8 protein-coding genes are annotated in these 13,878 nt (G+C 60.3%); 7 read left to right on the forward strand and 1 reads right to left on the reverse strand.

The window, feature by feature from the left end:
• The first annotated feature begins 237 nt into the window (after positions 1–237).
• From DU505_RS01855 to DU505_RS01880, 6 genes are all read left to right on the forward strand, one after another.
• The gene (locus tag DU505_RS01855; protein WP_114477285.1) at positions 238–1,365 is read left to right on the forward strand and encodes a porin; all 1,128 of its coding nucleotides are present in this window, start codon (positions 238–240) and stop codon (positions 1,363–1,365) included.
• A gap of 266 nt (positions 1,366–1,631) precedes the next feature.
• Positions 1,632–2,381, forward strand: coding sequence for a fumarate/nitrate reduction transcriptional regulator Fnr (gene fnr / locus DU505_RS01860; RefSeq protein WP_114477286.1), 750 nt, complete (start codon positions 1,632–1,634; stop codon positions 2,379–2,381).
• Between the two features lie 138 nt (positions 2,382–2,519).
• Positions 2,520–4,502, forward strand: coding sequence for a sensor domain-containing diguanylate cyclase (locus DU505_RS01865; RefSeq protein WP_114477287.1), 1,983 nt, complete (start codon positions 2,520–2,522; stop codon positions 4,500–4,502).
• Positions 4,503–4,598: 96 nt separating this feature from the next.
• The gene (locus DU505_RS01870; protein ID WP_114477288.1) at positions 4,599–8,075 is read left to right on the forward strand and encodes an EAL domain-containing protein; all 3,477 of its coding nucleotides are present in this window, start codon (positions 4,599–4,601) and stop codon (positions 8,073–8,075) included.
• 132 nt (positions 8,076–8,207) lie between these two features.
• Complete coding sequence (sugE, locus tag DU505_RS01875) at positions 8,208–8,522, forward strand: quaternary ammonium compound efflux SMR transporter SugE (RefSeq protein ID WP_114477289.1); 315 nt, start codon at positions 8,208–8,210, stop codon at positions 8,520–8,522.
• A 31-nt stretch (positions 8,523–8,553) separates the two neighbouring features.
• Positions 8,554–9,588 carry a sensor domain-containing diguanylate cyclase gene (locus tag DU505_RS01880; protein WP_245947738.1) on the forward strand — a complete coding sequence of 345 codons (1,035 nt, stop codon included), beginning with the start codon at positions 8,554–8,556 and terminating at the stop codon, positions 9,586–9,588.
• 21 nt (positions 9,589–9,609) lie between these two features.
• On the opposite strand, the gene DU505_RS01885 is transcribed toward DU505_RS01880, so the two are convergent.
• On the reverse strand, positions 9,610–10,662 hold the full coding sequence (locus DU505_RS01885) for a sensor domain-containing diguanylate cyclase (RefSeq protein ID WP_114477291.1): 1,053 nt from the start codon (positions 10,660–10,662) through the stop codon (positions 9,610–9,612).
• A 316-nt stretch (positions 10,663–10,978) separates the two neighbouring features.
• On the opposite strand from DU505_RS01885, the gene DU505_RS01890 reads away from it, so the two are divergent.
• Positions 10,979–13,531, forward strand: a complete 2,553-nt coding sequence (locus DU505_RS01890; protein WP_181872701.1) for a putative bifunctional diguanylate cyclase/phosphodiesterase — start codon at positions 10,979–10,981, stop codon at positions 13,529–13,531.
• Positions 13,532–13,878 lie beyond the last annotated feature (347 nt).

Genomic DNA, 13,878 nt, shown 5'->3' on the forward strand with positions numbered 1-13,878 from the left:
CGCGAAGGAAAACAGTGTTTTTTCTTATTGCGTTCCCTCATTTCCCGGTATAGAGTTCTACCTGCGAGCATTGGACTATAACAAGGCTTCGCTGCGGTCATGTCCGGCCCTGGCCTCTTCCTGAGAAGGAACCGAGCCAAGCACGGCGGGACCCATGCCCGGCAAGCTACCTGTACGCATCATTCGGATTCGTGCAGTAACGATCGAAACAGTAAGCTAGTGAAAGGAACTATCGCGATGAAAAAGACACTGTTAGCGACTGCCATTGCCGGCGCCCTGGGCGTCTCCGCTGCCGCTCAGGCCGCTACCGTTTATGACCAGGACGGCACCCGTCTGGACGTCAATGGTCGTATTGCTCTGGGTATCTCAGGTGGCGGTGAAGACGACGTGGCCCCGGGCGAAGCCAAAGCCGGTGGCACCGAATTCCGCAACATCTACTCGCGTCTTGGTCTCACCATGAGCCACGATATCGACCCCGACCTGCGCGCCTTCGGCCGCGTCGAGTGGCGCTTCAATGGCGACGAGCGCGACCAGAGCGGCGGTTTCAGCGAAGTGCGTCACAGCTATATCGGCCTGGAAAGCGGCAACTTCGGTACCGTGATGGCGGGTAACTTCGACAGCTTCTACAACAGCCGCGTCGTTAACCCGTTCGATGTCTACATCGACCGTGGTCATGAGTTTTCCAAGGGTGCTGGCGGCGACCTGCAGGCCCGCGGCGACTCCATCGGTTATATCACACCGAACCTCGAAGGCTTCCAGGCCTTCCTGATGGCCAAGCACTACACCGGCAACGGCCTGGCCGAGAACGGTGAGAGCCGCTCTTCCGTGATCAACACCCAGGGCGGTGTCTCCTATGAGCTGGCTGGTCTGCGTCTGGCCGCCGGTTTCGCCCAGGACCGTGGTGACTATCCGCTGAGCGCTCGTGGCACTCGCCATCGTTACGACAGCCGCGACCAGCGCGGTATCGACGAGAACATCTACGGCGCGACTGCTTCTTACGCCTTCAACGACAATTTCTCTGCTCGTCTGGGCTATGAGACTCAGGACTCTAACGACGGTGAGATTGATGCCGGCGGTGCTGTCGAGGACTGGTCTGGCTACGACACCTGGGGCCTGGGTATGACCTACGCCATCGGTCAGTGGGCCTTCAATGCCGACGTTCACCGTGTCAGCCCGGATAACGAAGATACCCGCACTGCCTGGTCTGCCGGTAGCTACTACAAGGTGTCCAGCAACTTCGACGTGTTCGCCGAGCTGAACCGTGCCGACCAAGGCGACATTACCGTCAGCACTGGCGACGGCGTTGAAGTCGAAGAGAACTCAGACAACCTGTACTGGCTGGTTGGCGCTCGCTACCACTTCTAAGCGAGCCGCGGTAGAGATAGATCGCAGCATACGTCGACTCGCTCGACGACAGAACCGGCCCTTCGGGGCCGGTTTTTTTTGTACGGTACTATATTTGGCTGATACCTGTTCGCAGCACTTCCGCCCACGGTACGGTTAAGTAAAGTGCACGAGGCTTGATTCGTATCAAGGAAGCGTCCACTTTAGGACAAGGCTCGCTCTCCACGCGGGACACCGCGGGAGAGGCAGGCCAGAATTCCGGTTCCAGATGCAACCAAGGAGTGCCCATGTCGCTTGAGTCCACTCGGCGCCAGCCGGACAACGCGACACGCTGTGAGCGCTGTACCCTGCATGCGCGCTGCCTGCCCCTGGGTCTCGAGCTCGACGCGCTGGAGTCCTTCGCCGCCATCATTCATAATCCGCGCCCGCTGAAGCGGGGCGAGGCGCTGGTACGTCAAGGTGACGCATTCGAGAGCCTGTTCGTGGTGCGCTCAGGGAGCCTTAAACAGTCGGTGGCCCAGGAGGGTCAGCGCGACCAGGTGACCCACTTCTATCTGCCCGGCGAAATCGTGGGGTTGGATGGTATCGGCGAGACTCATTGCTATGGCAGCGTGGTGGCCATGGAGTCGACCTTCGTCTGCGAGCTTCCCTTCCACCGGCTGGAGGACCTCGCCGAGCAGTTGCCGGAGCTGCGCGGGCAGATCTACCGCTGCATGAGCCGGGAGCTACGCAATGACCAGCGCATGATGTGCCTGCTCTCGGGACGCACCGCCGACCAGCGTTTGGCCAGCTTCATGCTGGGGCTTTCAGAACGCTTTCGCGCAAGAGGTTATTCCCCCTATCGCTTCCACCTCTCCATGTCCCGTTCCGATATCGGCAGCTATCTAGGGCTGGCACTGGAGACCGTGAGCCGGGTGCTTGCCCGTTTTCAGCAGCAGTCCCTGGCGGCGGTGGCAGGGCGGGATCTGACTATCCATGACATGGAGGCGCTGGTGGCATTGGCGGAAGAGGGGGTGGGTCGCCACTCGGGTGGCTGACACAGGAAAAAGAGGGCTAGCCTCCGTAATCTCAAGACGAGCGCGGTTCTGCATTATTCCTTGGGTATTCCCGCTTTTGCTTATGAGCTCGGGATGCCATGATGGCCTCATGCTCGTTCAAATAACGGTGGTTCGCCCTTGACCGGATGGCTGTTGTCGACCCTGCGTTCGCGCCTGCTGCTCGGTGTCAGCCTGGGCTGGCTGGTGCTGGTCGCCGCTCTGCTCGCCTATAGTCATCTCAGTGGCGGTGCGCTGGCCCAGCGCGAGAACCTCACGCACTTGGAGTACGAGGCCCAACTGATCGCCAAGCAGCTCGAGCGCTCCATCCATGTGCGCCAGCAGGCCCTCGCTCGACTTCGCCCCTCCCTGGTATTGAACGATAGCGAGCTCTTCACCCAGCTGCAGCGCCAGGAAGGTCTGCTGGCACTCTTCGACCGCCTGATGGTGTTCGATGCCCAGGGTGAGCCGGTGGCCGCCTGGCCTCCCTTCGAGCATGGCGGACCCAACATCGCCACCCGTGATTATTTCAAGCATGTCCGTGGGTTTCGCCGGCCCCATGTCAGCGAGCCCTATGTGGGGGGCGAGACCGGCATTCAGCAGGTCATGGTGATTGAACCGCTGCTCGATGACGAGGGACGCTTCCTGGGCATTCTCGGCGGCAATGCCAGTCTCCACGACGGCGCCTCCTTTCTCAACCTGCGCTCTCAGCGGATTGGCGAAGATGGCCACGTCGTGCTGGCCACCGCCCAGGGGCAGATCATCAGCCATCCCGACCCCAGCTATCTGATGCAGGCAGTTCCCGCTGCCGACCGGCTGCCGCTGCTGGATCGGGCCCTCTATGGTTGGGAGGGCAGCGGCACGGGCGAACAGTTGGATGGCAAGCCCGGGCTGATGGCCTTCCGCCAGGTCTGGTCGGCCAATTGGGTCGTCGGGGTCTTCCTGCCCGTGAGCCAGGCGCAGGCACCGATACAGCGCTATGCCACCCAGTTGCGCTGGGTGGGCCTGGCCACGGTGGCGCTGATGCTGCCGCTACTCTGGTGGCTACTCGGCCTGGGGCTGGCTCCGCTGCACCGGCTGGAACGCCAGATCGAGCGGGTAGGGCGGGGCGATGCCAGGCGGCTCAAGCTACATACCACCATGCGTGAACTGCATCAGGTCGCCGAGGCTTTCAACCGCCTGGAGGATCAGCGCCGTGACGCGCTTGCCTCCCGCGAGGCACGCGAGGCCTTTCTGCAGGCGGTACTCGCCTCGTCCCCGGTGGGCATGTTCCTCGCCGACATGAAGGGACGGATCAACTACGTCAACCCCGCGCTCGAAGCCATCTCCGGCTTTAATGTCGCGGCTTCCCGCACCTCCGAATGGGTACGTCGGGTACATCCCGATGACCGGCCGGCCTTCATCGAGCAGTGGCGTAGCACGCTGGAAGAAGGCGCTGATCATCACCTCCAGTATCGCTTCCAGCGTGACGAAGAACAGCTATGGCTGGAGGCCCAGGTGAGCCGTGTGGAGTTGGGTGACACGGCGCTTGGCTTCGTCGGCATGATACAGGACATCACCGAGCGTCATGAGCGGGAGACCCGGCAGCTCTGGGAGGCGGAGCATGATCCTCTGACCGGCTGCCTCAATCGGCGTGGCTTCGAGAACCGACTCGAAGAGGCCTGTACCCTTCAGCGTCGCGTCAGTGATCAGATCCTGTCATTGATCATGATGGACCTGGATCACTTCAAGCCAGTCAACGATACCGCGGGGCATGCGGCCGGGGATGAGCTGCTGCGCAGGATCGGCCGGCTGCTTCAAGAGGCGGTGCGCCAGCAGGATGCCGTGGCCAGGCTCGGCGGCGACGAGTTTGCCGTGCTGCTGCCGGCTTGCCCGATCGAGCGGGCAAGCGATATAGCCGAGCGGATCCGACAGGGCATCGAAGCGCTTGAATTTCAGACGGATGGGCACGTTTTTCGCGTTACAGCGAGCATCGGCGTGTCGAGCATGGATGAGGAAGATCGGGACGGCGGACCGCTGGTCAAGCGCGCCGATCGGGCCAGCTACCGAGCCAAGCACAAGGGGCGCAATCGGGTGGTGGTGCAGGCAGGGCTGTCGGAGGTCGTCGAGGCTGGCCGGGATTAAACCTTTTCCCCAGCCTGCCGATATCTGATGTTGACACGCTCGCCGTGTAAACGGGTCGTCTCGCATTCGGCTGGCCCTGAGGAGAGCACGCCCCATATGTCTCACAAGACACTGGATATCGCCAGGGATACCACGCTCTACATGGTGGCCGCCGTCCTCATTCTGATGGGCGGAACGGGGCTGCTGACCTATGGGCTGGGCATCGTCTACCCCCTGCGTAACGTACTGCTGCCCGACAATGCGCTGGCCGTGCTGATGGTTGGTGTGGGCCTGTTGGCGCTTCTGATGCGTTGGCGCGTACTGCATCGCTTCGCCGGTCTCATCCTGTTTCTGCATGTGACCTACCTGCTGGGTCACAACGTTCTGGCAGGAGGCAGGGAAGTGGGGGTGTCCTGGCTAACCGGCGATGTGCGGATGGGCTCCCTGGCGTCAGCGGTGCTGATGCTGGTGGCCATCTGTCTGCTGCTTGGCGTGGGCCGGCGTCGTGTGCGTTGGGTGTGGAGCGGCGTAGGCACCCTGCTGCTCTGCATCAGCCTGCTGGCCCTGCTCAGGCTCTTCCTGCCGGGTGGCGAGGTGGCATGGACGCTCAACAACGCCTCTTCGCCCCTGTTGGGAACCGTTCTGGCCGTGTTCCTTGGCGTGGCCATGCTGCTCATGGCGGCGGGCGCCGCCCGGCCACAGCCTCGCATGGGCCGGCTGGCGCTGGCGGCCGGCCTCTTTGGAGTCCTGCTGAGCTGTACGGCCTGGTATCTGCTGAACTGGCAGTATCAGGAAGACAAGCAGCTTCATGCCAGCCATCTATTGGACAATCTGCAGTTCAACGCCGAACAGGTAATGGCCGCCCAGCTTCTGTTGGCCCAGCGAATGGCCGAGCGCCTTGAGGCTTCTGAGTCGTGGTTCGATGCGGCGATACATGACGGTCACGTCGAACACTATTTCCGTGACTCACCCGGCATGCAGGCGATCGGCTTGCTGGATCAGACAGGGTGGACTTGGGAGCAATCACGCAGCGAGGCCGCTGGCCAGTGGTTAGAAGAGCGACTGGCCGACGCCCAGGTCGAGGCGTGGTTGCAGCAGAACTTCCCCCAGCCGAGGCTGATGCTGGCTGACACGAATCAGAGCCATATCGCGCTGATCGTGACTCAGCTGCCTACGGCTGACCGGCAACTGGTAGGCAGCCTGGATCTTGTCGTGTTGCTTAACGAAGAGCTTCGCGTCCAACTGGGGACCTACATGGTCCGTGTGTTGCGCGAGGGCGCTCCCCTGCTCGAAATGCGGGCGCCGGGCCGTTCGGCAGGCGAGTTGAGCTACCCACTTGTTGCGCGGCGCCACATCGGCTTGCCGGGAGGGGTCAAGCTGACACTCGAAGTCGTTCCCGACTCCGTCAATGACATGCTCATGGCCGGGTTGATACCCGGCGGGGTGGCGTTTTCCGGGCTGCTGCTGAGTTATCTCATGTCGTTCAGCCTGGGGCTGGCCTATCAACGACATCAGGACCGGCGAACACTGTGGGAGAGCGAACAGCGCTACCGCTCGCTCTTTGCCTATAACCCCGATGCGGTCTTCTCCGTCGATCCCGGGGGCAACTTCGTTACGGCAAATTCCACCTGTGCTGCTATCACGGGCTTGTCCGTGGATAAGATCATCGGCTCGCACTTTTCACAGCTCATCCTCCCCGGCGAAATCGAGCGGGTTCAGTATTATTTTGATGAAGCCTTGAAGGGAAACGCGCAGCGATTCCAGGTTGGCATCGCCAACCATACCGGTGAGCTGCGTCTGCTCTACGTGACCAATCTTCCAATCCTGGTTGAAGGCGCCGTCCAGGGTGTCTTCGGCATCGCCAAGGATGTCACGGAGCAGCACAGGAACGAGACCCGGCTACGGGTGCTTGAGCGCAGCGTGGAAGCCAGTATCAACGGTATCGTGATCACCGATGCCACTCAGGAAGACTGCCCCATTACCTATGTCAATGATGCCTTCCAGGCCTTGACGGGCTATGCGGAAGAGGAGCTTGTTGGCCGCAATTGCCGTTTTCTGCAGGGTGCGGAGACCGATCCCGAGACGCTGGCCCTGCTGCGCAGTCGGCTGGCCGAAGAGCGCGACTGCCATGTCACCCTACGCAATTACCGCAAGGATGGCAGTACCTTCTGGAATGCGCTCTATGTGGCACCGGTTCCCGATGGCGATGGTCGCGTGACCCACTTCGTCGGCGTGCTGAATGACGTGTCGGAACGCCAGGCCTATGAAGATCGCCTTTCTCATAGTGCCAGTCACGATGCGTTGACTGGCCTGGCTAATCGATCGCTGCTGGAGGATCGGTTGATCCACTATTTTGCCTTGTCCCAGCGACAGGGGCGCACCATGGCCGTGCTGTTCGTGGACCTGGACGACTTCAAGCCGATCAATGACAGCCTGGGTCATGCCATTGGCGATAAAGTGCTGGTCGAGGTGGCCTGCCGATTGGATAGTGCCATGCGACCTGGCGATACCCTGGGGCGCTTGGGGGGAGACGAGTTCGTGGCGCTGCTGCCCGACGCCACCCAGGAAGAGCAGGCGGAAATGGCCAAGCGGCTGCTGCAGCTCGTTGCTCGCCCCTATCGCATCGATCATCACGAACTCCATCTGTCGGCCAGCATCGGTATTGCCATCAGCAACGACACCATCGACCAGCCCATGGAGCTGATCCAGCAGGCCGATATGGCCATGTACAGGGCCAAGCAGCAGGGACGGAACGCCTATCAGTGGTTCACCCGTGAAATCACCACACGTGTCAACGAGCGACTGGTGATGCGTAATGAACTCCAGGATGCCATCGATGGGCAGCGGCTCGCGCTCTACTACCAGCCCCTATACGACCAGGAGGGGGACATCGTTACCGTGGAGGCACTGCTGCGCTGGAAACATCCCCAAAGAGGCTTCGTGCCGCCGAGCGAGTTCATCCCCCTGGCCGAGGAGACCGGCCAGATCATGCCGATCAGCCGCTGGGTGCTGGAACGGGCGTGTCTCGATATGGGGTTGCTTGATGCGCGAGGCTTCGGTGGTTTCAAGGTGGCGGTCAACCTCTCGCCCATGCAGTTTCACCGTGTCGGCTTTCTGGATACACTCAGGGACACCCTTGCCAGCACTCGGCTCCCGGCTGGTCGACTGGAGCTGGAGCTCACCGAAGGCGTGTTGTTGAACGATGCGGAGGAGGCCGTCCAGATTCTTCATGCCCTGCGCGGGATGGGGATCGACGTCTCCATCGATGACTTCGGCACCGGTTTTTCCAGCTTGAACTATCTCAAGCACCTTCCCATCAGCAAGGTGAAGATCGATCGTAGCTTTATCAGGGAAGTGACCCATAGTGTAGACGATGCCTCGATCGTCCAGGCCATCGTCTCCATGGCCCATCACCTGGGGCTGACCGTCGTGGCCGAGGGTATCGAAACCGAGCAGCAACACAGCCTGTTGAAGGGTTACGGCTGTGAAATTTTCCAGGGCTTCCTGCTCGCGCGACCCATGCCGCTGGAACAGCTCGAGCTGCTGTTGAGAGCCAGCAATCAAGCGCAGCAGGTTGCTCCATATCGCGGCTGAGTGCAGGTGCCCCGGCCTTGACCCGATAGCCGGGATCAGTAGAATCGGGGCCTCGCTATTCGGCACCGGGACGACCCGGTGTACGACCTGTCATACCGGGGACGACCCCATCCCACCATGGAAGCTAGACTCATGGCGTGGTTCCTTCTCGTCGTCGCCGGTCTTCTCGAAGTGGTCTGGGCCCTGGGCCTCAAGGCCTCGGAGGGTTTCACCCGACCGTTGCCCAGCGTATTGACCGTGATTGCCATGGTCGCCAGCTTCTACCTACTTGCCCAGGCCATGAAAGAGCTGCCGGTGGGCACGGCCTATGCCATCTGGGTGGGCATTGGCGCCGTGGGCACCGTGCTGGTTGGCATGCTCCTCTATGGCGACAGCGCTTCGCCGCTGCGCCTGCTCAGCCTTGTTCTGATCCTGGCCGGGCTGGTGGGGCTGAAGCTGGCCGGCTAGGATGATGTGCATTGCACAAATGAGTGACTCCATGACAACAATGAATCAAAGTCTGCCCTCCGGTGAATTGCTCGATCAGCTGGCGCGGGCTGTTACAGATAACGATGATCTGGAAAGCCTGGTCCGGCCGTTACTCGAGCTGCTGCAGGCCGTGACCGGCCTGGAATCCACTTACCTGACCACCATCGATCCCGATGAGCGTTTTCAGCGCATCCTGTTCGCCTGCAATTCTCATGAGCTGACGATTCCAGAAGGCCTTGCGGTGCCTTGGAATGACACCCTCTGCAAGCGTGCACTGGATGAAGGGCGTGCGTATACCGATGATGTCGCCGGATGCTGGGGCGATTCGGATGCGGCCAAGGAGCTGGGCCTGGTTACCTATCTCAGCGTTCCGGTCCGGGTAGGTGATAGCGAGTTGTATGGCACGCTCTGCGGCGCCAGTGCCTCCCGGGTCGCTGTCTCCGCCGAGGCAGAACGGCTGTTGGGCCTGTTTGCGACCCTGATCGCCCGCCAGATCGAGCGTGATCGATTGCTGCAGAAATTGCGGCAGGAAAACACGCTCTTCAGCAGCTATGCCATGACCGACCCCTTGACCGGCATACCCAACCGGCGCGCCCTGAACAATGATCTGCCACGGAGTCTGGCCAATGCGTCCCGCTACGGGGAGGCGCTGTATGTCGCCTTCATCGACCTCGATGGTTTCAAGGCCATCAATGACCGCTATGGCCATGATGCGGGGGACCGGTTTCTGATCAGCGTCACATCGGCGCTGGTCAAGGGGCTGCGAACCGGTGATTACCTGGCTCGGATTGGCGGCGATGAATTCGTTTTTTTCGGCCTGGGCAGTGGTACGGGTTCAACGGATAATGATGAGAATGCCCTACGAGAACGCCTTGAGCGCCTGACCACCGGACGCTTTGATATCGGGTGTCAATCCATTGAATACCAAGGTGCCAGCGTTGGCTTGATCCGAGCCGGGGATGGTGATGAGGATACGGATATGTTGTTGAAACGGGCGGATGGGGCGATGTATGCGGTCAAAATGAACAGACGGGGGCGGGGATAAAGAATCGTTGAGTTGGCGTCCCTATGGCTCACAGACCGTGCGGTTGCGCCCGTGCTCCTTGGCCTGATAGAGCAGCTCGTCAGTTCTATGCACGCACTCATCCAGGTTTTCGGAGCCGATAAGCGAACAAATACCGATGCTGGCCGTGATGTGCAGTGGCGATGAGGTGTCCTCGAGCATTGGCGTGGTAGCCAGGAGCTGGTGAAGCCGTTCGGCGGCATGCTGTGCTTCCGCCACGCTGGCTCTCGGCAGCATGACCACGAATTCCTCACCGCCCCAGCGACCAATCACATCGGCCTGCCGAAACACCTCCCGGCACAGCTCGGTGAACCGAACGATGACCTCATCCCCGGCCTGGTGGCCCAGGGTGTCGTTGACCGTCTTGAAGTGATCCAGGTCGATCAGCATCAGGGAGGCCGGAGGAGCGCCGCGCCGCACCAGTGCCAGCTCCTGATTGAGGCGCTGTTCGAAGGCCCTACGGTTGAGCAAGCCGGTGAGCGGGTCGGTGGCGGCACGCTTGGCCAGTTCCTGCCGTGTTGCCTCCAGCTCGCGTATCAGCTCGGCCTGTTCACGGTGGGCCTGCATCAGTTCCAGGTGCGCCATCACCTGGTTGGCGAGGGCCTGGAGCGCGAAGCATTGGCGTTCGGTCAGCTCGCGGGGCCGATAGTCGAGTACGCACAGCGTCCCAAGCGGATAGCCATCATGGCTTTCCAGAAGCGCGCCGGCATAGAAGCGCAGATGAGGCTCACCGGTCACCAGCGGGTTATTGGCAAAACGCGGGTCCCGGGTGGTGTCGGGTACGATGAACAGGCCCGGCTGCAGGATGGCATGCGCACAGATCGAGACATCCAGCGGGGTCTCGCACATCCCTAGCCCCTTTTCCGACTTGAACCACTGCCGGTTGCGGTCGACAAAGGAAATAAGCGCGACGGGTGCCTCGCAGATCAGCGAGGCCACCTCGACGATATCACCAAACGCCGACTCCTCGGGTGTGTCGAGGATCTGGTAATCTGCCAGCGCCTGCAAGCGCTGGTTTTCATACTCGGCTGAGCAGAGGTCGGTGTTGTCAGGCATGAGCGGGAAGTTGTTCCGGTAAGGCGATCAGGTCGTGGACGACCTGCTGAGCCTCGAATAGAGGAGACTTATCGTTCATCAGCCATCCGTATTGGGTGAGTCCAGTCGTCTTGTCGTATTTGTAGAATGGACGCTGGAAACGGCCATTATGGCCCTCTTCTCTGATTGTCACAATTGGCACCATCTTAAGCAGACGGGCTTGAGGTGCGATGGGGGTCAATCGGCTGTTTCAAGCCGATACGACGCGCCGCAACCGTGCGGCACCGTATGCCTGGCTGGTATTGAAGGTGGGCTTGCAGGAAGGTTTGTCGAAGTCATGGAGAGCGCCGGCAAGGTCAAGCACATGACGGCCCCTTCCATGCAGATCATTCATGTAGACTGGAATGCCTTGCGATTGATCTCTTTGGAGCGATTTATGGCAGAGACGCCGGACACCAATGCGCTCTTCACCGATCTCGCCGAGGCGCTGGCCATGGCGTTCTCCATGGTTTGTGTGGCGGTCATTGTCAAAGACGGAAATTCACCGGGCTATCTCACCGGTGATTCCGACGCTGCACAGCTGCTACTGACCCTCGATGGAGTCCAGGCGACACTGGCTGATGGGAATCCTCGGACGGAAGTGCCGCCACCGGGGACGGCACTGGCCAACGCTGCCTTCATCGCCATTGAGCCCCTGAGCCTCCCCCACCAGCAAGAACAGACGACTGTGATTGCTTTCGCAGGCAAGAACTTGATCGATTCCGAGCGCGTGGTGGCGCTCATGCACTCACTGGCAACAGAAACTGCCAATGAACTCATGGTACTGAGGCAAGCACCTTTTCTGGCGGCGGCTTTCGCGGAAATCGAATGTGGTGTGACCATTGCCGATCCCACCCTTGCAGACACCCCTTTGATCTATGCCAATGCCGCCTTTGAGCGCATGACGGGTTATCCAAGAGCGGAAATTTTGGGGCGCAACTGCCGTTTCCTTCAGGGAGATCTTCAAGATCAGCCCGGTCGTCGGATACTTCGCAACGCTCTCACTCGTGGTACGGACTGTACGGTCATAGTGACCAACTTTCGCCGCAACGGTGAATCGTTCGAAAACCGGCTCAAGCTACGAACCATCCGCACGCCCGATGGCACGATCTCGCACATCATTGGTATTCAGCTCGATGTCACAAAAGAGCGCTCGGCGCTCGAGTCGCTGGCCCGGCAAAAACGTCGCTACGAAAGCTTGATTGAAGCGCAGACAGGTTTCATTTGGCTCATGAATGCTGAAGGTGAGCTCATGGAGGTGCCCGAGAAATGGTTAGAGATGGCGGGCCTGTCATTGTCGCGTGTTCCGGCGGATCTGGCAGCGATCCGCGGCGCTTTGTCGCCGGAGGCTGCGGAAGCTTTCTGTGACGGCTGGGTCGAAGCCCTCAGGAACGTGACGCCGTTTGAAGTGATCTATCACTTACCGGCCCAGAGCCGATCTCCGAGGTGGTTTCTGGATCGTGTCACGCCGGTGCTTGACGAGGAGCATAAGCTCCTCGAGTGGATTGCTGCCTCTCAGGAAATCACCGAACTGAAACGCGCCGAAAAGGAAATTGAGCGTGCCGCTTATGAAGACCGACTAACCGGTCTTCTATCCCCGGAAGGCTTCGCCCAGCGACTGGACGAGCGCCTCAAGAGGATGGACCTGCATCCGGCGAGCCCGGTAGTGGTCGTTGACATCAAGGCGCTCAGGGAAATCAATAACACTCAGGGCTATGACGTTGGGGATGAAGTACTGCGTGAAGTTGCACGTCGTTTGACGGCCGAGGTGGGTGAAAGTGGCCTGATTGCGCGCACCGGTGGTGACGAATTCACTGTGCTCGCACCGCTCGAAAATCAGCGTACGCCGCGTCAGTTGAGCAAGTGTATGGCGGCTGTCTTCGATGTACCGTTCGAAATCAGAGGCTTTTCCTTCCACGTCGAGGCATCATTCGGCTACGCTCGGATCCGTAGCAGTGCAGGCGATGCCCGGAAGCTGATGACCGATGCCGCATTGGCGATGCATCGAAGCCAGCATAATCCGGCGCTGACCTGGACCCAGTACACGAAAGCGCTCGACCATCAAACGCGCGAAACCGTGAACTTGACAACGAAGTTACGCCACGCCCTCCAAGCCGATCAACTGGAACTCTACTACCAACCCCAGGTTGATCTGGCGAGCGGCCGCATCGTCTCGGCGGAAGCACTGCTGCGCTGGAACCATCCGCAGGCGGGCTTTATCCCGCCGGGCAAGTTCATTCCACTGGCCGAACAAAGCCAGCTCATCGGGCCCATCGGGGACTGGGTGTTACGGCGAGCGTGCCGGGATCTCAGGGCATGGCGTGACGCCGGTCTCCTGGTCACCCCGGTATCGATCAACTTATCCTTGATCCAGTTCCAGCTCGGCTCTGTTCCGGACAAAGTTCGCCAAGCACTGACTGACTACAATATCGCCCCCGAGGAGTTGACGCTGGAGATCACGGAAAGCGTCTTCGAGCATCAAGGTCAGGCCTTGAAGCAGGATCTGGAGGCCCTCACCGCCATGGGGGTTCGCCTCTCCTTGGACGACTTCGGGACAGGCTATTCATCACTGGCTCATTTAAATGACTATTTTTTCGACGAAATCAAGATCGACAAGAGCTTCGTCTCCCAACTGGACAAAGGGCCCTACGCCCAGTCCATCGTCAAGGCGGTTGTCGTTATCGCCGCAGCGATAGGTGCCGATGTCGTCGCCGAAGGGATAGAGTGGTCGAGCCATATAACGACTGTGCTCCATCTTGGCTGCACCAAAGGCCAAGGTTATCATTTTAGTCGTCCGGTACCCGAGCCACGCTGGCGCCAATTGCTATTCGACCAAAAGGCGCTCCCGTAAAACTGCCAAGCCATCTTCGGTGCCGTCATTTGCTCGACCAAGCATCCCTCGACCTCAACGTAGAGTAGGTCTTCGATTCGGAGATCGAGTCAGGGCGATCTGCTTGCCGGCCAACAGACTGCGGAGCATCGGCCATCCACCAAGGCCATGATTTTGTCCGTAATCGGTCATTCCAGAGCATCTGGAGGTATCCGTCCGGTGAACACACCTTCCACGGAAGGCCCTGGCCAGCCACATTAGGTGTCCACCAATTTTATGTGGGTACCTATCAAGACTCCCCCAAGCACTGAGCGTGAGATTCGCCGCCGTCGTCGGTACGCCCCTTCCTTCAAGGCCAAGATCGTCGC

Source organism: Billgrantia montanilacus (genome assembly GCF_003336675.1).
Taxonomy (GTDB): Bacteria; Pseudomonadota; Gammaproteobacteria; order Pseudomonadales; family Halomonadaceae; genus Halomonas; species Halomonas montanilacus.

Excerpts from the sequence above, each read along its gene's own strand:
- DU505_RS01855 (WP_114477285.1), top strand. The coding sequence starts at position 238 with ATGAAAAAGACACTGTTAGCGACTGCCATTGCCGGCGCCCTGGGCGTC.
- fnr (WP_114477286.1), top strand. The coding sequence starts at position 1,632 with ATGTCGCTTGAGTCCACTCGGCGCCAGCCGGACAACGCGACACGCTGT.
- DU505_RS01870 (WP_114477288.1), top strand. The coding sequence starts at position 4,599 with ATGTCTCACAAGACACTGGATATCGCCAGGGATACCACGCTCTACATG.
- sugE (WP_114477289.1), top strand. The coding sequence starts at position 8,208 with ATGGCGTGGTTCCTTCTCGTCGTCGCCGGTCTTCTCGAAGTGGTCTGG.
- DU505_RS01880 (WP_245947738.1), top strand. The coding sequence starts at position 8,554 with ATGACAACAATGAATCAAAGTCTGCCCTCCGGTGAATTGCTCGATCAG.
- DU505_RS01885 (WP_114477291.1), bottom strand. The coding sequence starts at position 10,662 with ATGCCTGACAACACCGACCTCTGCTCAGCCGAGTATGAAAACCAGCGC.
- DU505_RS01890 (WP_181872701.1), top strand. The coding sequence starts at position 10,979 with ATGGAGAGCGCCGGCAAGGTCAAGCACATGACGGCCCCTTCCATGCAG.